Annotated in this window: 16 protein-coding genes, 1 pseudogene, 2 CRISPR repeat arrays and 1 riboswitch; of the genes and pseudogenes, 4 read left to right on the forward strand and 13 right to left on the reverse strand. The window is 41.0% G+C overall.

Going from position 1 to position 23,576, the window contains the following annotated elements:
- Positions 1-30: 30 nt before the first annotated feature.
- From ACKTT2_RS34445 to ACKTT2_RS34455, 3 genes are all read right to left on the reverse strand, one after another.
- Positions 31-372: a hypothetical protein gene (locus ACKTT2_RS34445; RefSeq protein WP_407895278.1), complete on the reverse strand. Its 342-nt coding sequence runs from the start codon at positions 370-372 to the stop codon at positions 31-33.
- A gap of 100 nt (positions 373-472) precedes the next feature.
- The gene (pgmB, locus tag ACKTT2_RS34450) at positions 473-3,346 is read right to left on the reverse strand and encodes a beta-phosphoglucomutase (protein ID WP_407895280.1); all 2,874 of its coding nucleotides are present in this window, start codon (positions 3,344-3,346) and stop codon (positions 473-475) included.
- A 235-nt stretch (positions 3,347-3,581) separates the two neighbouring features.
- Entirely contained in the window at positions 3,582-5,993 is a 2,412-nt protein-coding gene (locus tag ACKTT2_RS34455; RefSeq protein WP_407895282.1) for a sucrose synthase, read from the reverse strand.
- A 325-nt stretch (positions 5,994-6,318) separates the two neighbouring features.
- Positions 6,319-6,454, forward strand: a riboswitch (cyclic di-AMP (ydaO/yuaA leader).
- 138 nt (positions 6,455-6,592) lie between these two features.
- Between ACKTT2_RS34455 and ACKTT2_RS34460 the strand changes: the two genes are divergently transcribed.
- From ACKTT2_RS34460 to ACKTT2_RS34475, 4 genes and pseudogenes are all read left to right on the forward strand, one after another.
- Positions 6,593-6,838 carry a hypothetical protein gene (locus ACKTT2_RS34460; protein WP_407895285.1) on the forward strand — a complete coding sequence of 82 codons (246 nt, stop codon included), beginning with the start codon at positions 6,593-6,595 and terminating at the stop codon, positions 6,836-6,838.
- 90 nt (positions 6,839-6,928) lie between these two features.
- Positions 6,929-8,227 carry an SLC5/6 family protein gene (locus tag ACKTT2_RS34465; RefSeq protein ID WP_407895286.1) on the forward strand — a complete coding sequence of 433 codons (1,299 nt, stop codon included), beginning with the start codon at positions 6,929-6,931 and terminating at the stop codon, positions 8,225-8,227.
- 69 nt (positions 8,228-8,296) lie between these two features.
- Positions 8,297-8,674 (forward strand): annotated as a pseudogene (locus ACKTT2_RS34470) (DUF6883 domain-containing protein).
- Between the two features lie 19 nt (positions 8,675-8,693).
- A complete protein-coding gene (locus ACKTT2_RS34475) occupies positions 8,694-8,942 on the forward strand; it encodes a DUF4926 domain-containing protein (RefSeq protein ID WP_407895288.1) in 249 nt (82 codons plus the stop codon).
- Between the two features lie 151 nt (positions 8,943-9,093).
- Here ACKTT2_RS34475 and ACKTT2_RS34480 read toward each other — a convergent pair whose 3' ends face one another.
- The 10 genes from ACKTT2_RS34480 to cas6 all read right to left on the reverse strand — a co-directional run bounded on the left by ACKTT2_RS34480 (position 9,094) and on the right by cas6 (position 20,287).
- Positions 9,094-9,324: a hypothetical protein gene (locus ACKTT2_RS34480; RefSeq protein ID WP_407895291.1), complete on the reverse strand. Its 231-nt coding sequence runs from the start codon at positions 9,322-9,324 to the stop codon at positions 9,094-9,096.
- 72 nt (positions 9,325-9,396) lie between these two features.
- Positions 9,397-9,675, reverse strand: coding sequence for a type II toxin-antitoxin system Phd/YefM family antitoxin (locus ACKTT2_RS34485; RefSeq protein ID WP_407895294.1), 279 nt, complete (start codon positions 9,673-9,675; stop codon positions 9,397-9,399).
- Positions 9,672-9,998: a type II toxin-antitoxin system RelE family toxin gene (locus ACKTT2_RS34490; protein WP_407895359.1), complete on the reverse strand. Its 327-nt coding sequence runs from the start codon at positions 9,996-9,998 to the stop codon at positions 9,672-9,674. The genes ACKTT2_RS34485 and ACKTT2_RS34490 overlap by 4 nt, the downstream gene beginning before the upstream one ends.
- Positions 9,999-10,131: 133 nt before the next feature.
- Positions 10,132-11,675: a CRISPR direct-repeat array (repeat unit 36 nt; unit sequence GTGCTCAACACCTTACGGTATCAGAGGTTTAATCAG).
- Between the two features lie 263 nt (positions 11,676-11,938).
- On the reverse strand, positions 11,939-12,232 hold the full coding sequence (cas2, locus tag ACKTT2_RS34495; RefSeq protein ID WP_407895296.1) for a CRISPR-associated endonuclease Cas2: 294 nt from the start codon (positions 12,230-12,232) through the stop codon (positions 11,939-11,941).
- 9 nt (positions 12,233-12,241) lie between these two features.
- A complete protein-coding gene (cas1, locus tag ACKTT2_RS34500) occupies positions 12,242-13,906 on the reverse strand; it encodes a type I-MYXAN CRISPR-associated endonuclease Cas1 (RefSeq protein ID WP_407895298.1) in 1,665 nt (554 codons plus the stop codon).
- A gap of 57 nt (positions 13,907-13,963) precedes the next feature.
- Positions 13,964-14,635 carry a type I-MYXAN CRISPR-associated protein Cas5/Cmx5/DevS gene (cas5, locus tag ACKTT2_RS34505; RefSeq protein ID WP_407895300.1) on the reverse strand — a complete coding sequence of 224 codons (672 nt, stop codon included), beginning with the start codon at positions 14,633-14,635 and terminating at the stop codon, positions 13,964-13,966.
- Complete coding sequence (cas7i, locus tag ACKTT2_RS34510; protein WP_407895302.1) at positions 14,632-15,555, reverse strand: type I-B CRISPR-associated protein Cas7/Cst2/DevR; 924 nt, start codon at positions 15,553-15,555, stop codon at positions 14,632-14,634. Before cas7i ends, cas5 begins: the two co-directional genes overlap by 4 nt.
- Positions 15,556-15,634: 79 nt before the next feature.
- A complete protein-coding gene (gene cas8a1 / locus ACKTT2_RS34515; protein ID WP_407895304.1) occupies positions 15,635-17,188 on the reverse strand; it encodes a type I-MYXAN CRISPR-associated Cas8a1/Cmx1 in 1,554 nt (517 codons plus the stop codon).
- Entirely contained in the window at positions 17,185-19,629 is a 2,445-nt protein-coding gene (gene cas3, locus ACKTT2_RS34520; protein WP_407895306.1) for a CRISPR-associated helicase Cas3', read from the reverse strand. Before cas3 ends, cas8a1 begins: the two co-directional genes overlap by 4 nt.
- Positions 19,622-20,287, reverse strand: coding sequence for a type I-MYXAN CRISPR-associated protein Cas6/Cmx6 (gene cas6 / locus ACKTT2_RS34525; RefSeq protein WP_407895308.1), 666 nt, complete (start codon positions 20,285-20,287; stop codon positions 19,622-19,624). Before cas6 ends, cas3 begins: the two co-directional genes overlap by 8 nt.
- Before the next feature lie 744 nt (positions 20,288-21,031).
- Positions 21,032-23,156: direct repeats of the CRISPR family, unit length 36 nt; unit sequence GTGTTTTTCCTCTGATAGCCGATAGGCGTTGAGCAC.
- Positions 23,157-23,576: the final 420 nt, after the last annotated feature.

The raw sequence follows: 23,576 nt of genomic DNA on the forward strand, positions 1-23,576 counted from the left end.
CTGCTACTTATGTCTCATAAACCGCATTTACTAGTAGTCAAGAATGCTCTGCTTACTTCTCAGTTTTAGATACACAATTTTCCACACTGCAACGTAATTTTTTTGTAAATTTTCATTAACAACCTGATAAAAAACCCGCCTGACAATAGTAATTCCGCTATAAATCAGCGGCTTGATAGAGTATGAAATTAATCCTTGTACTAAATTTTGAGGGTAAGAATGAATGATGCTTTTTACCCGCATCACAAAAATTGTATTGGATGCAAAGCGAGCGAGCGCTATAAGATCTTGTAGAAGAATATCTCTCGCCTGCTTTCTCGATAACAAACGGGCGGGGACACCCGTTCCACAAGAGAGAGTCTTGGAATTCATTTTTTTCTAAAGCAGAAACTGGGAATGTGAGGAGCATGGGGATGCTAGGACTAGCAATTGACTTCCTAGTCCCCATTCGCCAATCGCCAGTCCCCAATCCCTAGTCAACCGCACTCAACTTATCTCGCAGTTCCGACCAGCGAACACCTGCTAAACTAGGTAATACAACATGAGCTTCACCAACTCGTTCCGTAGGTCCGAGTCCTACTGCTAACATCCCGGCTGCTAATGCAGCTTCAATTCCTGCTGCTGCATCTTCCACAACGACACATTGTTGTGGTTCCAGCCCTAACTCGCGGGCTGCAAATAGAAATAAATCGGGTGCTGGCTTGGGTTGTTTTACACTGTAACCATCAGCAATGACATCAATGCGATCGCTAATTCCCAATTTCTCAATGACTGTCTGAGCATTTTTACTAGCTGACCCAAGAGCTATTTTAATACCAGCAGATCTTAATTCGTCTAACAAAGCTATCGCACCGGGCAATAAATCTGCTTTAGTCATATGGTGGATTAAATCCACGTAGTAGCGATTTTTGCGCTCCATCATTTCCTGAAGTTGCGGTTCAGAGTATTGTCGCCTGTTGGCAATAATCTTTAACAGCGAATCTCGACGAGAGACGCCCCGCAGTTCTTCATTCGCTTCTCGATTAAAGGGTAACCCTTCTTCATCTGCTAGCTTTTGCCAACCTAAATAATGGTATTCTGCCGTATCTGTTAAAACACCATCTAAATCAAAGATGAATCCTCGAATATCGCGCATAATCTCTTTTTGATCCGAACGCAAGTCAAATTCGTGCCATTTGCCATGCCACATCAGTTTAAATTTTAGACGTTTCCAACCGTAGGGCAGATGTGGTGTTGATGTCGGTGCATCTCCGGCTAATTGTACGCCACCAAAACCCAATATTACGGCTTGCCAAACACCACCAGCACTTGCACCGTGGATTCCTTCATGGGCGTTACCTCGGACATCTTCGATATCCACTAACGCTGCTTGCATAAACCGTTCGTATGCTTCTTTCTTGTTACCTATATCTGAAGCTAAGATAGCGTGAATGGCTGGTCCCAAGGATGAACCGTAAGTAATGTCAGTACGGGGTGCGTAGTAGTCCCAATTCTTCTGTAATATTTCTGAAGTGTAGGGAAATTCTTGTGACTGCCGCATTAAGTAGAGAAGCATCAACACGTCTGGCTGCTTCAGTACCTGACGCTTGTTAGCGCCTTCAATGGTTAAGATAGATTGCATTGATTTGGTACGTGGTTCGTAATCGGCCAAGTTGATATCTTCTAACTTAAAGAATCCCTCGTACTGCTCGATTAAGTTTGTTGATGGATCGAAAGGAATCCATATATTGGTTATGATATCTCGCCAACGCGAAAACCTTCCGGCTGTCAGTTGCAGTTTTTGGGTAAGTTCGTTGGCTTGCTCTGGGTAAGTATTACGCAGCCAGTCATGTATAAAGAGTGCTTTTTCCAAGTGCCACTGCACCATCCGGTTTGTAAAAGCGTTGTTGTCTGAGTGTTCGTGGTACTCATCCGCTCCAATCACTTCCCGAATTTCATACCGTTCGTACTTGGTATTATACTCTACCCTACTTCCCCAAAATACAGCGGTATCTAGAAGAATCTCAGCACCATAATCCCGCATCCATTCGTGGTCATTTGTTGCTTGCCAGTAATACCATACGGCATAAACAACATCAGCACTGATATGGATTTCGCGATCGCGACACCAAATTCTGATATCTTCTCCGTAAAAATCATTAGGAGGCAACCAACGAGGTGTCACTTCATCACCCGTATCAGCGCTTTCCCAGGAATACATTGCTCCTTTGTACCCGTAGTGAACCGCCTTGCGGCGTGCACCATTTAAGGTATGGTAACGATAGGATAGCAAATTCCGAGCCAGTGCGGGCTGGGTGTATATAAAAAACGGAAGGATAAAAATTTCTGTATCCCAGAACACATGACCCCGATAGCCAAAGCCCGAAAGAGTTTTTGCGGCTATACTTACCTTATCATCGTGCTGTGCGGCACAGATCAGTAATTGGAAGAGATTGTAACGAACAGCTAATTGAGCTTTGGTATCGCCTTCTATAACAATGTCACTTTTCTCCCAAGCTTCTTGCCATGCTTGTTCGTGAGCGTTCAACAATTCTGAATAAGCCGGTAACTGAGCCAATTTGTCACAAGCGGCTTCCAAAGGGTTTTCCGCATCTCTTGATGTAAAAAGTGTGACAAATTTATCCACCGTAACAGTTGTTCCCACCCCAGCTTGGAAAGTAGTGGTAAAGGTGGGGTAACCGGGTGGATTGCTAACTTGCGCCTGAGCATCAATTCCCGATACCGTTACACCAGATGCGACACCCAGTTCTATACGGGTTGTGCGGGTACGAAGTTGCAACCAAGACCCTTTATCGGTTTTTCCCTGATCTAGTAATTCCCAGTGATTAAAGCCCTGGTTTTCTGGATAACCATTGATGCTCGTTTGAACTTCCACTAAACCTTCAAAATCCACAGGTGTCACCTGACACCGCAATACCAGCACGTGTTCGTCAGCCAGACTAGCGAAACGCTCAAAATAAAGGTCTACAGTTTTCCCTCTCGGACTGCGCCATCTTATCTTGCGGCTGAGAACACCGCGACGCAAATCGAGTTGTCGTTCGTAGCTCAAAATTTCGCCCCGTTCCAAACGAAAGCGATCGCCATCAACAAATACAATTAGAGGTATCCAATCTGGGCAATTGGCAAGTTCAGTATAAACAATAGGAACGTTATCAAAAACTCCGTGAATAAAAGTCGCTGGTTGAGCGTGAGTATAACCTTCTTCAAAAGTTCCTCGCGTTCCCAAGTAACCGTTACCAATTGTGAAAACGGTTTCCCTATGGTGAACTTTACTGGGGTTAAACTGGTTTTCGACAAGTACCCAGTCCTTATAAATAAATTGCTGAGAATAATTTTGTGTATCCATCGGCTAGTTGTTAGTTGTTGGTTGTTAGTAGTTAGTAGGGGTGCAAGGCCGCCGCGCCCGTACAGTTGTTAGTAGTTAGTAGGGGCGCAAGGCCGCCGCGCCCGTACAGTTGTTAGTTGTTAGGGGGTAAAGGGGGTAAGGGTTAAAAATAATTCTCCAATCGCCATTGCCCCTTATCCCCAGAGGGGGCCCCGAGTTCCCCAATCGCCAATCGCCAATCGCCAATCGCCAATCCCTACCGCTGCATATGCTGCTCCAAAATCTTTTCGGCTCTGGGTTTGAAGAGTAAATGAAATAAGGCTTCTAGATAGCGTCCCCTAGCTTCGCTATTTTCCTGATTCACAAAGTTCCAAAAACTATAGAGTTTGGCAAGTAATAACAATTGCTTGGTATGTAATTCCCAATTGTATTTATTATGGATACGCTGAGTTACCCAATCTGATATTTTATACCAGTATTCTGGTTGCATATCGCATTGGTCGATAAAGTTCGATACTATCTTAGCTGTTCCATCTAAATCTGTAGGATTGACATGAAACTCGTTTTCCCCATCTTCAATAATCTCTAAAGAACCGCCAAATTGTGTTGCAAAAATTGGTAAACCACAACTCATCGCTTCAAGAATGGTTCTACCAAAAGCTTCAAAGCGGGCAAAATGAACAAAAAGACCTCCTCGATCGGCAATAACGCGATAAGCTTCTCCAATTTCCATCAGGGGAAGATGCATACCTACCCAACGGATGCGTCCGTGGAGATTGTATTCATTAATAATGTTATGAAGTCGTTCGATTTCTCCTGCTTCGTCTGAGTTGAGCGCTTGCTCTGAATGTAATTTGTCAGAGAGGATAATTAAATTACAACGTTCTTGTAAATCTTGACTTCGACCAAAGCATTCTGCTAATCCCGCAAGGTTATCTATAGGAGTGACGCTACCAACAGCAAAAATGGGTCGCTTGTTTGCGTTCTCTAAATGCCCCAGAATGTTTGAGTCTTCGCGAGTGAAAAGTAGTTCTTGAACTCGCGATTGAAGGTTGGGGTCGCGGTTTTCTTTTTGATTGTAGGGGAAGAAAACATGTTCGTTTACCCCTGGTGGTACCATATTAAACTTGGGACTAAACAAGTCAATTCCGTCAACAACGTGGTACAACTGTGGCATTGTAAAGTTTTTGTATGACTCGTATTGACCCATAGTGTCGGGTGTGCCTACAATCTCTTGATAGGTTGATGTCACAATAAAGTCTGCTGCATTCATACCTATCAAATCAGAGGTGTATTGCGCCGAAAAGTGGTATTTGTCTTCTAAATCTTGCCAATACAAATTGCTGAATAAGTGTTTGGGTTTTTCTAGAGAGTGAGCAATGTTACAGTGAGTGACTTTTAAACGACGTGCTAAAAGAAAAGTAACTAAGTTACCATCGCTGTAGTTACCGATAATTAGATCGGGTTTACCTTGAAATTGTGCTAGTAACTCTCGTTCCGCATCTAAGGCAAACGTTTCGAGATAAGGCCAAATTTCAAATTTAGAAATCCAGTTTTGCGTAATATTGGGATTAACATCTAGAAAAGGAACTCGCAAAATCCAAGCATTCTCCGTACCTTGAACTTTTTCTAAGCGCAAGTTACATTGGGTTCCTTCGCAGTTAGGAATCAGGCGAGTGAGTATAGTCACTTGGGGTTGAATCCCAAGCACATCTAGCCCAGCCAATTGGATTTCTTCTCGCAGTTTGTTTTCTAAACTACGGGCTTGTTCGAGAATATAGATGACTTGACCTGCGGTTTCGGGTCTTCCCATCACTCCTTCCTGTCCAACCCAACCATGTACGGAAACAAGAGCAACGCGGAAGATTGAGGGAACGCGAGCAACAAAGGCTTCTAAAATGGCGGGTTCAGCAGTGTCAATGAGTCGATTGAGAAGTGCTAAGGTTTCTAGTACGCGGGATGCAGTGTTTCCCCAACCTGGTTCAAAACCTAAGTCTTGCAATTCATAGCGGAATTTTTCGTAGGGTTCGCTTGGTTGGCGATCGCTCAACAAACCAATAGCTACTCTAACTTGTTGGGCGAGCTGAGTTCCTGAGTGAATGCGACCGTTAATGAGTAGAGGAACGCCATCATACTGGCGTCGTTTGAGAACATCGTACAGGACTTCCAACCAATAATCAGGAGCTGTCAGCACTTGCGAGCACAAGTAACGATTGAGAAACCCCAACCCTTGACCGATATTTCTGGGATCGTCAATTTTGGGAGAACCGTGATGGAAGGGGCGGAAGTCTATTTCTAAGATTTGAGGATGGTAGCGCTCGACACGGCGATCGCGCACATTCAGTAGTTCTTGCGGAGTCATTTGTTCAAAGCTTGTCAAATTTGCCCCCAATCGCCAAGCTTCTTGGACACCTATGCGAGGTCGGAGAAGGAACCAGGCACTTTCCTCCTCTAGAATGATTTCATGAGTGTAGTGAATCAGTTTGCCTAGAGAAGAAGAGTGAAAAAAGTACGCTGGCTTTTGCGAGTGGTTGCAAAAGTCGGCAAAAGTTTGCAAAATTTCGGTTCTTAGGAAGTATTTCTTCCCAGAAGCACTTAGATCGTAGACCAACTGACGCAGAGCCGTTTTCTCATCACTGTTTAACACAGTTTGAACTAGTTCATACATAGCCAACTCCTGACCTTTAGATAGACCGCAACCTCATGTTTCTCCCTGACTTAAATAACGATTTAACCTGTGATGACGCATTAATAGAGGTTCATCCCCTACGTTAGCGCAGATCTAGCTTTGAGATCGGCTTCATTAGAAAGGATAAAGAATGAGGGTAGAAGTATAAAAGTTTTGCCTGTATAACCCCGAATTCTATTTGCGAAAGCTTTACAAATATTCTTATAAGTAAAGATTACATTGAGAAATAAAAATAGAGATTGACTGCTTCCTTATATCAGTATTATTTTATGTATTGATTAGGAAAGTCGCCTAATTCAATCCAGTCATGCGAGCGCAAAATCCAAATGACTGGGTGAGAAGCGGAGGAACCAACGTATTGGGGCGAATCTTTGGAGAAAGAAAGGCACCTTCCAGCCTTAGCCCGTCAGCTAACTCCGTCGGCATTGGAAGGAGTATCCATGGTAGAGGTTGTATTCAGCCTATCCCTAAGATCCTCCTGTATGTAAGTGAAAGCTCATCTCGTGAAACTCGCGATCGAAGAGCGATAAGCAAGGTTTCTTGCTAAGCCGATCTAATTCCAAATTAAGGAGGATAAAATGCCTATCCAAAATCGTACATTCTTTGCCGAACACGTTACCTTTTTGCCAGAAAACCAATTTAAGGAAATTGGTGAGTGTGCGGGTAAAAAACTTTTGCTGATTGGTAGAACAAAAGGCTATGGCGAACCAATTGTAGCTACAAGTCAGACAGAAGAGCCAAGCCAAGAGGATTTATACGCCTACGATCTTTACGAACTGCTAAAAGTGAGCAACGATCCGGTTACAATTGTAGAAGAAATTTAAAACAGTAATCAGTACTAGTTATCTGTCACTGGTTACTAGTTACTGGTCACTGGTCACTGGTCACTGGTTACTGGTCACTGGTCACTGATTATGAATAACCGCAGGTTAGATACCTTCTCCCTGGCGGCTTTATTGGTTTCAGCACATTACGGGTTGGGATTTCTCCTAGGAACAGCAGAGAAATCCCTAACTCATGGTGCGGCTGGAAGCCTTTATGCTGTCTCTCTTGGCTTGGGTACAATTGCTCTTATAGTACTAGCAAAGTTTTACTGGACGCAAACAGAACAAATTTGGACTCTCCTCGGTTCTGCTTATGGAAGTGGAGTGAAAATATTTGTGGGGCTAATGTCTTGGGGTTCTCTGATTGGGATTGAAGCAGTACAGTTAATTTCTGCAGCTTCCATCCTCAAAGTCTTTGGCATCCCGCCCATACCTTCAATGATTGTTTTGGCAACTTTGTTTGCGGTGCTCTCCTTATTACCAGTAGAGAAAGCAGGTTGGATATTAAGAGGGTTGCTATTTGTCAATTTTTTGGCTCTTCTTTACGGGCTGTGGGTGCTGCAAGGATTTCCTGAGTATTTGCGATCGCCCTTAGAGTTTGCGAATTCACTTCAATTGGAAAGCTTGCCAAAAACAGTAGGTATAACACTATCTACGGTTTTGTTGGTGCTGATAGATATGAAGTACCAAATGTATCTCGTTCAAGCAAAAGATGTAAAAAGTTTATATAAGGGATGTCTTTTAGCAGGAATTTTGTTATTGCTACTTGCTTTATTACCTTCAACCGTTGTGACAACCGCCCATCAAGCCGGAATTTTACCAGATAGTATAGGTGGTAAAGAAACATTACCCTATATTCTATCTTGGATTGGTGGTGGACCTGACAAACCCTTGGGTATTGCATTAATTGTGTCTTTATTAGTTCCTTCACTCGGTATTGGTAGTAGTATATTAAGAGTACAGAGCAAGATTATTTTTGACTTTAATATTTTACCAGTATCTATTAGTACTCAATTGCTTGTAACCTTTGGAAATGCGCTTTTTGGTTTAATAGTCGCCTTAAGAGGAGGTGAGATTGTTAGTTTAATTGTGGCTTTTTATGCTGCTTATGTAGGTGCAGTTATTGTTCCTTTTGCTGCTTATTTAATTTCCCGAGGAAAACGCTATACCTTTTCTAGAGCGAGTGTTAAGTTATCTTTAATTGCAAGTAGTTGTTCATCGATATCTCTATTGATCGTAACTCGTTTTAATTTCCATCTAGAACTCTTGGGAAGTACGGAATTAAATATTATGGGAGCAGGGATTTTCTCTGGAATCTTATTTTTATCTGCGGGTGAAGTCATAGAAAAGTACTTCCCCGCATCAGGAACAGTGAACAGTAACCAGTGACCAGTGATATGAAATGAGATGGAGCTAAAATTGGTCTCATAGCCAGCTTCCCCTAATTCAACCTCTGAAATGGGAATATTTTGTTACTATATATTAGTACGTAAGTTTAATCTTTTACTGCTAATCCCAAATGCTGAGAATGCAGTAGTGGACATTCGTAAACTACGTGAGTATTGCTTGAATTCAGAACATGACGAAGGTAAGCACACTCGATTGTTTGCAGCAGCATTAGGGATGACTGCTGAAAATGCATAGGAGTTACGCAGCGTACTGGTAGAAGTCGTCAAAAATCATGAGGCTCAATTGGGACGACGTGATGAATATGGGCAACGTTATACGCTCGATTTCTTGCTAGAATGGCAAGGGAAAAGTGCAACCATTCGCAGTGGTTGGATTGTTGAACATGGTTCTGACATCCCAAAATTAACAACCTGCTATCCTCTATAACTATTGAAGGTGAGATCGGATGACTACGACGAGAGTCAAATTATTTGATATTGTTGCATTAACAATTGACCTTCCCGATGACAACCTGTTACGCGGACAGGTAGGGACGGTGGTGGAAGTCTTGGCTGGTGGTGCTGCGTTTGAAGTTGAGTTTAGCGATCGCAATGGGCGTACTTATGAGTCGATTGGTTTACGTCCAGACCAATTTATGATATTGCATTTTGAGCCAGCTTCCCCTGATTCAACCTCTGAAATGGCAGTAATGTAAACTGCTACACAAGTGAGTTAGCTATTTTTTATTAAGTCCTTTACATGAGTCTCTATGTAGATCCCCATGATTCAGTACTAAGTCCAAAAATGGTACATGGAGAGTCAAACCTAAATTATTTTTCTTTTTAGTGTACGCAAAGCTTTGCCTTTTAGACATTTTTACTATGCTTATACTCTTCTAGCATTTTGTTCATCTTATGAGCAGCTTCATAAGAATCATAAGGTGAATCCATCGTGTCATTTACATAAGATTGGAACTTATATAAAGAGCTTTCAGTTTCTTCCTCTCTAGAAAGTTCCAGTATCAGAAATTGCATGACCTTTAACTTGTCAGCACGAGATAGCTTTTGCAGATTTGGTAGCAGTTCAGTAACAGGCATAAATATAAATTTATACAATCCTAATTATAGATATGACCAAAATCAGTTGCTCAAAGAATTCGGGTATCTAAGTCAACTTGATTCCTCAGTACCTTGTTCTACAGCTTCCCAAAATGCATCAGCAGATAATCCTTTTCCAGATTGTATACTTTGCCGCGATTGATTCAAAATTGTTTGAAACCGAGGCGATCGCGATAGCAAAAGGTTTTCTAAATCCTCATCATCAGTTGGAGCAATTAAAACTGCTACTGCTTTGCCATTGCGAGTAATCACAATCGGTCCTTCACTTTGAGCCTGTTCTACATACGCACTGAGTTGTGCTTTCACATCTGCAATTGGTGCAATTTTCATAGCTCTACTTCCTCTCCGCCAATGAGTAATATTTCTCTATCTTTGACACCAATGGCTAAAATCAGAACCGTTTGCTCTTCTGCTGTATTCACCTCATAAAACACGCGAAAGCGATTTTGAGAGCCAAACCGAAGCTCCCAGGTTGCACTAAATGGGGCTGGTTGTTCCAGTGGCTTGCGGTTTCGAGTGATTTCAAGAGGCGTGTAAGATAATTGTTCGGCGATCGTTTCTCGAATCAAACTGTGATACTTTTTATCGATCGCTCTAAGGTGAGCGATGATTTCAGGAGCAAAGATTAGAGTGAAATTAGGCTTTTGTGTTATTGACTATTATTATAGTCATCATTATAGTCATATGTAAATGACTCGATCTCAATTTTTTGTGCTTTCCTAGATAGTGGGGGTATCTAAGGTTTAATCAGAACTTCCATCATCTAATACCCTTCTGGAACAACTTGTGCTCAACACCTTGCGGTATCTAAGGTTTAATCACGGGGGAATTTTATTTTTACTGAATACTCCAACGCAATAGTGCTCAACACCTTGCGGTATCTGAGGTTTAATCAGACAGCTTCTGATAACTTGATAACTTCATAGGTTCTTGCTCAACACCTTGCGGTATCTGAGGTTTAATCAGTTTTACCCTGTACCATGTCAGCTTTAAAACTGTACGTGCTCAACACCTTGCGGTATCTGAGGTTTAATCAGCTAAGACGGAGCAAAATCCGTTTAATAAACCTGAGTGCTCAACACCTTACGGTATCAGAGGTTTAATCAGGAGTTATCAAGATTCTAAAACAATTGAAAGTTTATTGTGCTCAACACCTTACGGTATCAGAGGTTTAATCAGTATTTCATATTCACTAGCAAATTGGTCGTAAATAATTCGTGCTCAACACCTTACGGTATCAGAGGTTTAATCAGACGGTCAGTTAACGCGATCGCGATCGCACAGTCAAGTGCTCAACACCTTACGGTATCAGAGGTTTAATCAGTTCTTTTTGAATTTCTGAAGTAATCAGTGCTAATTGTGCTCAACACCTTACGGTATCAGAGGTTTAATCAGACATACGCATCTACAAAACTTGCATTTGAAGGAATAAAGTGCTCAACACCTTACGGTATCAGAGGTTTAATCAGACTGGTCTGGCTTTGGATGTAAATGCGTCCTCTAGGGGTGCTCAACACCTTACGGTATCAGAGGTTTAATCAGGCATGATAGATGCCAATCTTAGCAGCTGCTGGTGGTTGTGCTCAACACCTTACGGTATCAGAGGTTTAATCAGGTTACAAAAATAGACGATGTTATTTCTGTCAATAGAGGTGCTCAACACCTTACGGTATCAGAGGTTTAATCAGGGAGCGATCTTGGACACTTTGAAGCGGGGGGAGTAGTGCTCAACACCTTACGGTATCAGAGGTTTAATCAGTATTTTGATATGGTGGCAGACTTTGCATAATGCTTAGTGCTCAACACCTTACGGTATCAGAGGTTTAATCAGCCAGGTAACGGTAGTAAAGCTTTACAGGTTACTGCTGTGCTCAACACCTTACGGTATCAGAGGTTTAATCAGAAAAAGGAGGGTTAGATGGATTCTTTCACAATTCTGTGCTCAACACCTTACGGTATCAGAGGTTTAATCAGAACTTATAGTAATACCCCATACGTCTGCAAAACCTCGTGCTCAACACCTTACGGTATCAGAGGTTTAATCAGCCTGCACCGCGCAAGAGTTGCACAATTCTTCGTACTGTGCTCAACACCTTACGGTATCAGAGGTTTAATCAGGTACAAAGGGGGAGTGAAAGCGCCTTCCTTCTTAGGTGCTCAACACCTTACGGTATCAGAGGTTTAATCAGACCAGTAACTACCAAATTATTTACAGTAAGAGTATGTGCTCAACACCTTACGGTATCAGAGGTTTAATCAGCGTTGATAGATTTAGCAAGACAATGATTCTTTACGTGCTCAACACCTTACGGTATCAGAGGTTTAATCAGTGCGAAGGCTGAAAGGCTTAACAAGCAAGCGCTCCAATTCAAGTTTACAAGCACCTTGCAAAAAAACCAAGAAAAAACTGAAGTTTCGCAATTCTTCCTCAAATCCAACCTGACTTCACCAGTCAAAACCCTTGATAGAAGCCAGTTTGAAAATTTTGCAAGCACCTATAGAGCCTCAAAAATCTCTCAAACATTGTACTAGTGAGGATTCTAGTGAAAACGTCTACTTTCATTACCCCAACAAACACAGATGCTTGTATTTTTCAGACAATCAAAAAAGGCTTACCTGTATTTTCCCATATGCCCGGTCGATTATACTTGGGTATATCCTGCACGCAGCGATCGCTCAAACGCACAAACAAAATACTGTCTTCCTTTGCCAAAATCGTCTCCAACTCCCAACGTAGTTTTTCACGATCGCGTTGATTCATGACGCAGCGAAAAATTGAATATTGTATCCGTTCCCCATACCCCTCCAACAATTTGTAAGCTTTACGCCAACGTTTTGGACAGCGAATGTCGTAGCAAATGATGTAACAATTTCTGATTTCTCCCATGTCATCACCTCAACGGACAATTAACTGACCGAACAAACCACCCTCACCCATCCATTCCTTTTCCAAAAGTCGCACTTCTAACTCCAGTAAACGCCGATAAGTAAGGGAATAACCCGTTGCTGGATGCTTCCAAGTTTCCTGCTTGCGATTTTCGTAGAGTTCTACAAACTTACGTTTACCAGTTTCGCTCAACCAAACCTGTTGCCCGCGAATATTAAAATCAGTTTTTATATCCCATTGATTGCGATTGACGGAAGAAGTGATAATCATATCCACTAAAGGAACTCGGAAAATTTCCATCAAATCTAAAGCTAAGGGTGCAGCTTGCGATCGCGGTTGGTGGTAAAACCCTAGTGCAGGTTCTAACCCTACTATCAAAATGGCATTCATTATATCTTTAAGTAACAAAGCGTACCCAAACCCTAAAAGACAATTAAATCTATCTTTGGGAGGACGACGGTTTCTGATGTCGAAACCCATTTCTGCTGGTGCATCTGGTGAAATCAAATCGGGTAAAGCATCAAAATAGAGTGCTGCTAAATTTCCTTCATACCCCAAAAGCGATTCCAAAGATTTTGCGAGAGGAACGAGTTTTAGTACGGTTTTCATTTGGGCGATCGCTTTTGTCAATTTCTCGCTAGCTTTGTTTTTGCCCTTCCCACGCATGAGAAATTTTCGCTGTCCTTGAGCGCGACAAATTACGAGTTTACGCGCTAACTCCAGGCAAATATCGGGGGAACTAAGGGCAGTGTACTGACGAACGCGACGTTGAATGCTGCCATTACGAGTATCAAAACTACCCAGGTAACGACCACCACCAGAAATAAAATGTACGCCAATTCCCTGTTCGCCACAAAAATGTAGTGCTTGGGTGGAAATCTGCGAATAGCTGTGCAGTACCAATTGAGCTACCTGTCGAGCAGGAACGGTTTCTAATGGTTGGTTGCGACGGGCTATTTTAATTTGCTCCCCAGTTCTACCTACACTAGTACCTGGTTCGAGAACGTGAATGATTTGCCTATCATCATCTTCAGGAAACAAGCGTATTGGTTGCCATTCGCGATCGTGTGCTAGACGTGCTTCTTCAGGTAGACATACGGGAGCAAGAGAACAACGAGCACACAAGCGTTCGTTGTCGGTTATTGGTGGTCGATGGGTAGACTGTCTGAGGTTGCGTGCTTTTTCAATAGCTTCCCGAACTGCTACCCGTCCTAAATCATCTAGTGGGATGTGAACTAATACATCATCAGCATGGTAGCGAATACGACCTTCTTTAATATGAATACCAAGAGATGATTCAAGTAAACAACAGTAGGCAAGGATTTGTAATTTATCACTTTCCCACGCTTGGGGTTGTTTGTTTTCATCCCGATGGCATCTTCCCCGCTTGTGTTCGTAGGGAATTGTTTCTCCGTCGCGAGTCCGCAATGCATCAACCCGTCCCCGTATACCTAATTCTTCGCTAGTGAGGAATAATTCCTCCCAGTCTTCATCTTCTTGCTTTTCAAGTTCGGCGTGTAACCTACGTCCAGCAAATACGGCGGCATCCTGGGTGTAGAGTTCTTCGACTTCTTCAAGGTAAAATAGGCGGGGACAATAGGCTAAAGCGTGGAGAGCAGAAACGCGGATGGTTTCCAGTTTGGTAGAGAGTTCGATATGTTCGAGAATTTGCATATATGTCTGTAAGGTAATTGTGTTTCAGCGCCTTACGACATCTGAGGTTAATGATGATTAGGTTGGCTGAATTACCGTCCAAGCAGACTCAGGAGGAAGATAATTTTCGGATGGCTCAAGTATTAAATACCTTTTCCATCGCGTCCCCTTGGAACCAACATGATCTACCCAATAAGGCAAAGTGAATAATCCATCCTCATCTTGTACTAACCATTGCAAAGACTGACTGCGATCGCTTTCTGACCACACTGTTACAGAGTTGACTAAATCCCGACTTTCTCCTAAGCATAAACCACCAAAACGTTCGATTGAGGCTGGGTTTGCAAATGCTTGTTCTAACCTTTCGGATAATGTTGTTTGGGATTTATCAGTTTGAGAATTAATCCAAGCGATCAATCTAATATCGGTTAGTAATTCTTGGTAATCTGGTCTAGAGTTTGTTGGATCGTGAATGTCTTTTTTCTTGAATCGGCGAAAAGTCCGGATGATAGTTGATTTTTGGGGTTGAGAAAGAACAGCGTTACCGGAGGTCAGCATAGCGATCGCTAATTTCACACCACAATGTTTATATCTGTTAGTTTCTCCCACGATTGACAATAGCATCCCATAAACTGTCGATGGTGGGGGGAATGGGTAGGTTTCAGCATACTCCCTAGCGCGAGATTGACGAAAGCAAGCGATGGGAACTTCAATTTCTAATGCCAAATTTTGATTGGTTGCTGTTATCATCGGATTAACTCTAATTGGGGTAATTTTAAATCTCTAGCAATAACTTGCTTCATACTTTGCACTGCTAACTTAACTCCAGGGAAAATATGTACGCCTAAGTCTACTAACTCTTTTATTTCCTCCGATTCAGTAACAGCACCTCCTATCCATAATTCTTCTGGTTCGATATCTTGATTTCTCACTTTCCTGATTAATTCTCGAATAGATATTTCTCCCCCATCCTCTTCAAAAGAATACAAAATCCGAGGGGAAAAATCATGAGTCCATCGTAAAATCAAACTTTCAGGAGAAAAATCATAGAGAAATCGCGAATGATTACCCGCAACTTCTCCTAAAGAACTTAAACCATCCAAAATTGCAATTATGCGAGATTTATCTTTTAATCTTTCTGGAGTTAAGGCAAATCCATATTGATAGCAAGTTGCGTGAACTTCTGTTCCGTAAAGTGAAGTTCTACCTTTTTTACCACTCAAAGAATTAAAGGTTATATCGCCACTAAATGGTGTTATAGAAACAGCACGAGTCACTTCTAAAACACCTCGTTTTGCCGTTGTTGTACCTTTAGCCGCCGCTTTTTTACCTTTAGCTTTTGGTTCGTCGGATGCTTCAACTTTTGCACCTTCAGCACGCATAAAACCTAAAACATCATCATCAATAAAAGCTGTATCATCAAAATTTTCATTTTGCCAAATATTGTCGTTAGCATCATCATTCCAACGACGATTAACTTGATAATCGTCACCACAGGTTTGCCAATAATAACGTAAAGCCCAACGAATCGCTTCGGCGGAAACTGTTGTATGTACATTATTTTTCCACAGAATTTTTTGGAGAGTAGTAATATTTCCTTCATTTTCTCCACGATTATTTGCAGCAGTTCCGTATCCAGTTAAGATATTTCCAAATAAATGAAATGTCACTTGTCAATCTCCTTAAATAAATAAAAATGTCCTTGAAACTAGTTAAAGTTTCAATTCTTGGGATGAAAAAACTAGTGAATTAAAGAATATCGGGAGCATTTTCTTCATCAAAAGCATTGTCATCAACAGGATCGCCTTCATCAGAATCACCTCGATCCCGATCGACAATTCCTGTCCCTTTATAACTAGCTAATGCCAGTAAGGCTAAATCTCTTGATTTCTTCCAATTTTTCTCTAACATCACAAATTCTATTAATTCTTCCCAATGCTTCTGCAAAGTAGGTATTTTTCCGGCTCTTGACCAAAAATCTGTAATAAATTCTCGAAAGATTTCAGAATTTTTGCATCGACTTAAGCCAGTTCTAATACGTACAACTTCACGCTCAAAATTAGGTAATTCTCCTCTTTTTTTTGCTTCTCTTGAGATTTTTCCAAAAGTATAACTAATTGCTTCATGGCAAGCTTTTACAAAGAGTTTTTCCCGCTCATCTGACTGCACTTTATGAATCACTTGAAACAATCCTCCTCTTTCATAAACTAATTTTTGAAAAAGCTCATTACTATTTACTTTTTCTGAGATTCCAGAATACCAAGGTAGATTTTTGGCTAAATTTTCAGCAATTAATTCCTTGGCAAAGCTTGTAGCAACAAATCCACCTTCTTTACCTGCGATCGCTCTATCTGGTAGCCAAGCATCACAAACTTGATAGTTATGGCAATTCTCATCAGTTGCTTCCACTACATACATATCTGTACGAGTTTTTTGTTGAGTAGCCCATGCAACAGTTCCTAATGTCAAAACTTGACAACGCTGTATACCAAAAGTTTGAGTAATATTAACAGTTGTGTCCTTTGTTAAAAATCTCAAACCAGCATCACCTAAACCAGAAGCATGAAAATCTTTATAAATAGCATTTCGTAATTGCTGATTTTGACGATACCGAGCATATTTTTCTAAATCGGTAATTTCTGGAATGACTAAAGCGTATTGAGCGCGTTTATTTCTCAATTTAGAACGAAGGATATAGTAATAACAAGCAACAGGTGCAAATAATAAAATAAAAGCATTTTCTGGGTTTTCCTCAAAACTTGTATCAGAACTAAAAGCAATATGTCTGACAGATGCACCAGGATTTAACCATCCAGCAACACTAATTGGGTGAGTTAAGAATTGTCCATTTTTATCGCATAAATTACCAGCAAATTCTTGATATGCATAACTTGTCAAACTTTTGTATTTGACTGGAATTTCTGGCTCATTCTCTCCTAAAGATAAAGGTTTTGTCACAACTCCATCGGATTTGTGAGTACTAGTATGCTGTAAAAGAGTCCCTAAAATTCCTTGATGGACTATTACCTGTGCATCTTCGCGCATGGATTGAGTATCTAACCCACGTAATGCGATAATGCCATCATTTAATTGAAAAGACTGTTTAAGAAACCATTCTAAAATATCTCGATCGCTTCCATTCCAATTTAAATTGACTTTGCGTTTGCTAAGTTGCCAATTGAATTCAGATGGTACTTTAACTTTTTCTTTTTCTAATTGCTTTAAAGTCATCCATAATCCAGCTAAACCAGCACGATGTAACAAGGTAAAACAAGGATTACCTAAATCAAATTCTAAATTCACTGTTCTGCTCCTACCTCTTCACTGTAGGGAATTCTGCCTACTGGTGTTACAGGATAAAATCCTCTCCGTTTCCAGGTATAATAATCTGATTCAATACGGATGGGTACTGTCCATTTCTGTGCTTCTTGTTTAAATAACTTTATCCGCGACAGTTTCTGATGTTTTTTTAATAATTCCTGCTCTTTTTGTGTAGCAATTTTCCAAATTTCTGGTTCATCTTCACCCAAAATCACAGTAATCGTGTATCCTGCTTCTCGCAAAGAATTTGGATACGTACACCAATTATCTTCTAGCCAATTTGATTTAACTTCTTGAATTTCTTCGGAATTAAGACTTGCTGAAAATTCTGCTAAATCTCGTTGAGAAATACCTGTCTTTCCTGAAAATTCCTGAATCAACTGCTTTCCTGTAGAGATTTCTACTTTATCGTATGGTCTTGAATCATCATCCCAAGGATAAATAATTGCTAGTTTTGCTCCTTCTTCTACTTTACTCATCCTGCGGTTGAGACGTCCTAATCGTTGAATTAAAGCTGCTGCGGGAGCGATCGCAGAAATTAATAAATCAGCACTCAAATCTAAAGACATTTCACAGACTTGGGTAGTAATAGCCAAAACAGGTTCATCTTGTTTGAATGCTTCAATGACAGCTTGATGTTTTTTCACCCTGTCTTTATAACGGAATCGACTGTGATAAATTAATGGAGCGATAAGCCGGGTACGGCTTGCGCCAAAGGCGAGCGCAAATTCTGGTAGTTGTTCGGCAAGTTTTACTTGTGCAGTGCGATAAATTGCAATACAGGTTTTTACTGAGTTAGTTACCCATAAAACTTTTTGTTTGTTTCGTAAGGCTTCAATAACAGGTTCCCAAACTTCCGTTAATTCCTCAAAGTTACTAATTTCAGGAATATAAGCAATATCATAACGTGGTAATCCTTCTAATTCTTTTGGTCCTTCAATTGGTTCTCCTAAATCTTCTCCCTGTTCTGCCAATACTTGGCGAATTGCTGACAACTGTTGAGGACTAAAACTTGCACTCATTAATAAAATCGGCGCACCTCTAAAAGCTTTAATAAACTTTAATAAAGCTCCAAATAGACGCAAATCATAAGCATGAACTTCATCAAATACAAAAGCAGATTGTGCCAATGCAGACCATGAATAAAGCGGTTTGCGATTATTTTGAATTAAACCTAAGACTGAATCGACTGTACAAACAATTAATTTTTTGCGCCATGCTTGAAAAGCCATTAGTTTAGAATCGATGCTTTCACAATCATCTTCATCTCCAGAAAATAGTAATTCCCTGTCTAAATCAGCACGAGAATGCATTAAAGCTGCTTCAATTTCCGTCCCGTCTGCATAGTCGATATAACCTTGAGATGCTGTACCTGTTGTTGGATAGGAGAAAAATAATTTACGCCCGACAGCCCATTTTTCCCCCCAAGCATATGCTGCAACTGTTTTACCTGTTCCGCAACCAGCCTTCACCAACGTCACCCGATGCTTAGATTCAGCAATCAACTCTTGAAATGGTCGTAATTTTTTACCATTCAAACGTTGTTTGACTAGTTTATTTAACTCCTGCTTTGAGAGTTGTAGTGATAAGACTTCTTCAATCCATCCTTGAAAATCTTCCTCTAGATCGGGAAGTGCAGAACCAGCTAAATCTGCTACGATTACTGTTGCTTTGACTGCTGCAATAAATTTTTGTTGCTCCCAATCCGGTTCAAAATCAATAAATTCATTACGTAAATTTGTTAAAGCTGTTAATAATTGCTTTCTAGTCCAAGCTTTAGTTGGAAATTCTGGTAGTTGTTTGGGCAATCCCAAAGATTGACTTCCCATTTTTAGAACTGTGAGAAAATCAGAATGAGAGGTGTAGATTTTTAATTCATTTCCCGTACCAGAAGGAATTTCCGCAATACAACCTGATGGCGTCCCATCTTTGCTCGAGCCAATTTTTAAATGATGTCCCATTGCAGCCCAAACTGCGATCGTTAAATTTGTATTAGGGCATTTTTCTAGCCATTCTCGAAAGCAGGGAACTTGTAGTGCTAAAATGCCGCTAATCACTTCATGACGCAACATTTGTCTATCTGAACGTTCTTTTAAAGAGTCTCCAATCTTCTTTCTATAATTTTGAATGTTTGGGTCTAGCGATTTTGGGTCGATGGTTTTGAAGTAAACCATTTCTTGGAAGTGTTGGTTAGCTTTACCCCAATCGTGTAAATATGCACCCAATTTGACTGTAGCTGCCAAGGAATCTAAACCAATATGCTGTATTCCCAATTGTTGGAGAATAGTTGTACCTAATTTATCTACCAAAATATCAGCAGCTTGCATGACAAAACTGATATGTCCAGTGTATGTTGCAGCACCTTTTTTTTTCGTATTATTTTCGTCTTTTTGATAAGATTTAGCTAGCAATTTTCTAAACATTTCTACCTCCCCTACAAGGTAAGAAATATCCACAACCCATGTGTCTTTTACCGCCAATTCCCCATTGTTGTAACTTGATAGAATCGTCGTCACTTAAACCGGAAACTTCCGTTGTAAAACCCACTATCGTATAACGTTTAACTTTAATAGTTTTGCGACAGAATTCACCCTGTCTATCTTTAGGGATAGAAATTTGAGCAGAAATTCCCAAATCATCAAGTTGACGTTGTGCTGCTACTAGAAACGATTGAGGTTCGCTATGTCCCTTAATAACAACAATTCTAGACTTGAGTGTGCTAGCAGGTTTCAATGTAAATATTTTGGGAATACCGATTTGAATTTCATGTATTCCCAAACGAATAGATTTTCCAGCCAACTTATAAGCCAAGGGAATTAACGGGATTGGTACGCGAACACGCAAACAAGAATATTCGTTCAGAATTATTTTCCCTTGTTTGTCGGGAAAGCCAGGAATAGTCAAAATACTGACAGTTTTTTGCTTGCGTATTTCTGAATCGAGATTAACCCAACCACAAAAGAGTGCATAGCCATGATCCGCAGGTAAATATTTTCCTCGCACTGGAAAACATAACTCAACGAATGGCTCAAGTCCTAAATCTACATTCTGAGACGCCGAAAAACCCACAGATGCAATCATTTTAGGATTCCCCCATATTCAATTATTCAGACAGCGATCGAAATTCCAAGTAATGTTTAAAACCTAAAAAGGCATCTGAGGGAAGAAGGAAGACATAAGTTTGAAATTCACTCTTGGGGTTGTCGCAGTTAATAACGCTACCCTCTGAGCTAAAACCTAAATTTATATTTAAATTTCGACAAGAGTTGATTTTACCTGTAAAACCCGAAACATCGATAAATTATTATCTGCATAAAAGTTTTGTATTGTCAAGAACTATATTAAACTTGTTTATCGCCTAACGGCATCATAGGTTAGAAGCAAGAAGGGTAATGTTAAGCCCATCCGCCCTGTATCGCTTAGAGGTTCTACACCTGGCAAACACGAAAGTGCTCAACGCCTGATGATTGCTCAGTATTCAACGGCATCAAAGTCTTTAATACCCAAAACTATAATAACTTAGAAACTTGGAGGTCTATTTAATTTTCTTCATTACTGAAAACTGCAAGCATCTCTTTTTGTGAAACCTGATTTGCAAATAAAACTAGTCGTAAGTCTTATTTGGTAAGTGTTTGAACTGAGAAAAATTACGATAAGGTGCTTGCAAAATGGCTGGATTATTTATATCATAAGAATTATAGCGATTACTTGACTCGTTCAAAAATGCTGTTTCAGCCGTTTTTTCGGTACGTGATTGTGTCTTTGTTAGAGGTGCCTGTAAAATTTAAGAGAGAAGCACTCGGAGTCAATATTCCCAAGCTCGCTGTGTTTTTCCTCTGATAGCCGATAGGCGTTGAGCACGAGAAATAGAGGATATCCAAATAGGGGAGCGTTCTTGTGTTTTTCCTCTGATAGCCGATAGGCGTTGAGCACAAAAACGAGCTAGGACACAAGAGACAGAATGATTTGTGTTTTTCCTCTGATAGCCGATAGGCGTTGAGCACTTTTACTCGCTGATGCACACTAGTTAAGTTTCGAGTGTTTTTCCTCTGATAGCCGATAGGCGTTGAGCACATTTTGCTTGCAAAGTCCATATTCACCTTCAAATAAGTGTTTTTCCTCTGATAGCCGATAGGCGTTGAGCACTGCGGCGTTTGCCCCAGTGTTTACAGCGTCTAAAAGTGTTTTTCCTCTGATAGCCGATAGGCGTTGAGCACCTTTAACCCGCGCTTCATCCGACCAAAAACTCATCCGTGTTTTTCCTCTGATAGCCGATAGGCGTTGAGCACGTCTACTGATTTACCAGCTTGAGACTAGTTACTTGCCCGTGTTTTTCCTCTGATAGCCGATAGGCGTTGAGCACAAGTAATTTTCAAATTAGAGACGATGAATATTGAAGTAGGTGTTTTTCCTCTGATAGCCGATAGGCGTTGAGCACAAGATGGAAAAGGAAATATTAATATTAGAGCGTTTGATGTGTTTTTCCTCTGATAGCCGATAGGCGTTGAGCACGCATGGTTAAAGAACTCGATGCAGCTATTAAACCCGGTGTTTTTCCTCTGATAGCCGATAGGCGTTGAGCACCAACCAAATCAGTAATGATATTTTCTGGCTCACCAGGTGTTTTTCCTCTGATAGCCGATAGGCGTTGAGCACGCTACTTCTCCATTAGGGCATCCATAGCAATCAACGTGTTTTTCCTCTGATAGCCGATAGGCGTTGAGCACTAAAGCACCGGAAGAGAACTCTAGGATATCTTGTAAATGTGTTTTTCCTCTGATAGCCGATAGGCGTTGAGCACTATGGTATCTTTTTGGATGGCGTTGGGAACTTTTATGGTGTTTTTCCTCTGATAGCCGATAGGCGTTGAGCACAAAGATGCACTGAATGGCTTGTAGAAATTCCTGTGACGTGTTTTTCCTCTGATAGCCGATAGGCGTTGAGCACGACGATGTTTATGCCCATATAAACGGCATCCATGAGTGTTTTTCCTCTGATAGCCGATAGGCGTTGAGCACGAGTCTTTGCATTATCCCGATACGGACTGAGGATTGTGTTTTTCCTCTGATAGCCGATAGGCGTTGAGCACCTTAGGGTTAAGGTTTTCACAGCCCTGCCCCCCTTAGTGTTTTTCCTCTGATAGCCGATAGGCGTTGAGCACGACTTACTGGCATAGTTTCACCTTCGATTGATAAGTGTTTTTCCTCTGATAGCCGATAGGCGTTGAGCACACCACAGAAGGTAAATTTGAGGCTAAAGATTGTAAAGTGTTTTTCCTCTGATAGCCGATAGGCGTTGAGCACTTTCTTGAACGGATTTTAGAGATTCAAAGAGAAGTTAATAGTGTTTTTCCTCTGATAGCCGATAGGCGTTGAGCACCAGCCAAAACTGCGTTGGGTGAGCAAACGTGGGGAGGTGTTTTTCCTCTGATAGCCGATAGGCGTTGAGCACTCAGTACTCGACAGCACACCTAACCCAAAAAAATCGTGTTTTTCCTCTGATAGCCGATAGGCGTTGAGCACAAATCGCGGCACACCTTTACGGCTCCCGCTGTTTGAGTGTTTTTCCTCTGATAGCCGATAGGCGTTGAGCACATTTTCCTTATCCAGAAATTTTAGATTTGAGAAAGGTGTTTTTCCTCTGATAGCCGATAGGCGTTGAGCACTCAATGTTTGGCGGTCGATCACTTGCAAATTTAGCGTGTTTTTCCTCTGATAGCCGATAGGCGTTGAGCACAATTCGCGGACTACGTAGAGGGAGACAGTAAACTATGTGTTTTTCCTCTGATAGCCGATAGGCGTTGAGCACTTTCTTGGGCTATTTCTAATGAGGAAACTGGGATGTGTGTTTTTCCTTTGATAACCGACAGGCGTTGAGCACTAGTCGGGCTGAGTGTTCTCTCTTATACAAGTAAGTGTTTTACCTTTGATAGCCGATAGGCGTTGAGCACACGACCTCGTTGTTAGGAGTTTTAAAATTGGCAGTTCATATTTTACCTTCGATAGCCAACAGGCGTTGATCGCCCGATTTGGGATTCACAAGCGATCGTAGAAATATTAGTGTTTTACCTTTGATAGTCAACAGGCGTTGAGCAGATGTACAGACAGCATTTCATTTATCGAGTGTACGCTCGTAAAAGTGTTTTATAGCAGCAATTTTCACCCGAATGAAGTATGCCTTCATCTGCGTGTATCTGCGTTCATCTGCGGTTCCATAACTTTTCTATGTATTGTACCCAAGTGGTTTGACACATAATAATTTGTGAAATGTTGGGTTTCGTTCCTCAACCCAATATTGAATCAAAAACCAACATTACATCGAATACAACATTTCATCGAATGATTGGGATTACTTTGTTCTACCCAACCTG

The organism is Scytonema hankhaensis NUACC26, assembly GCF_045865695.1.
In the GTDB taxonomy this organism is placed as follows: Bacteria; Cyanobacteriota; Cyanobacteriia; order Cyanobacteriales; family Nostocaceae; genus Scytonema.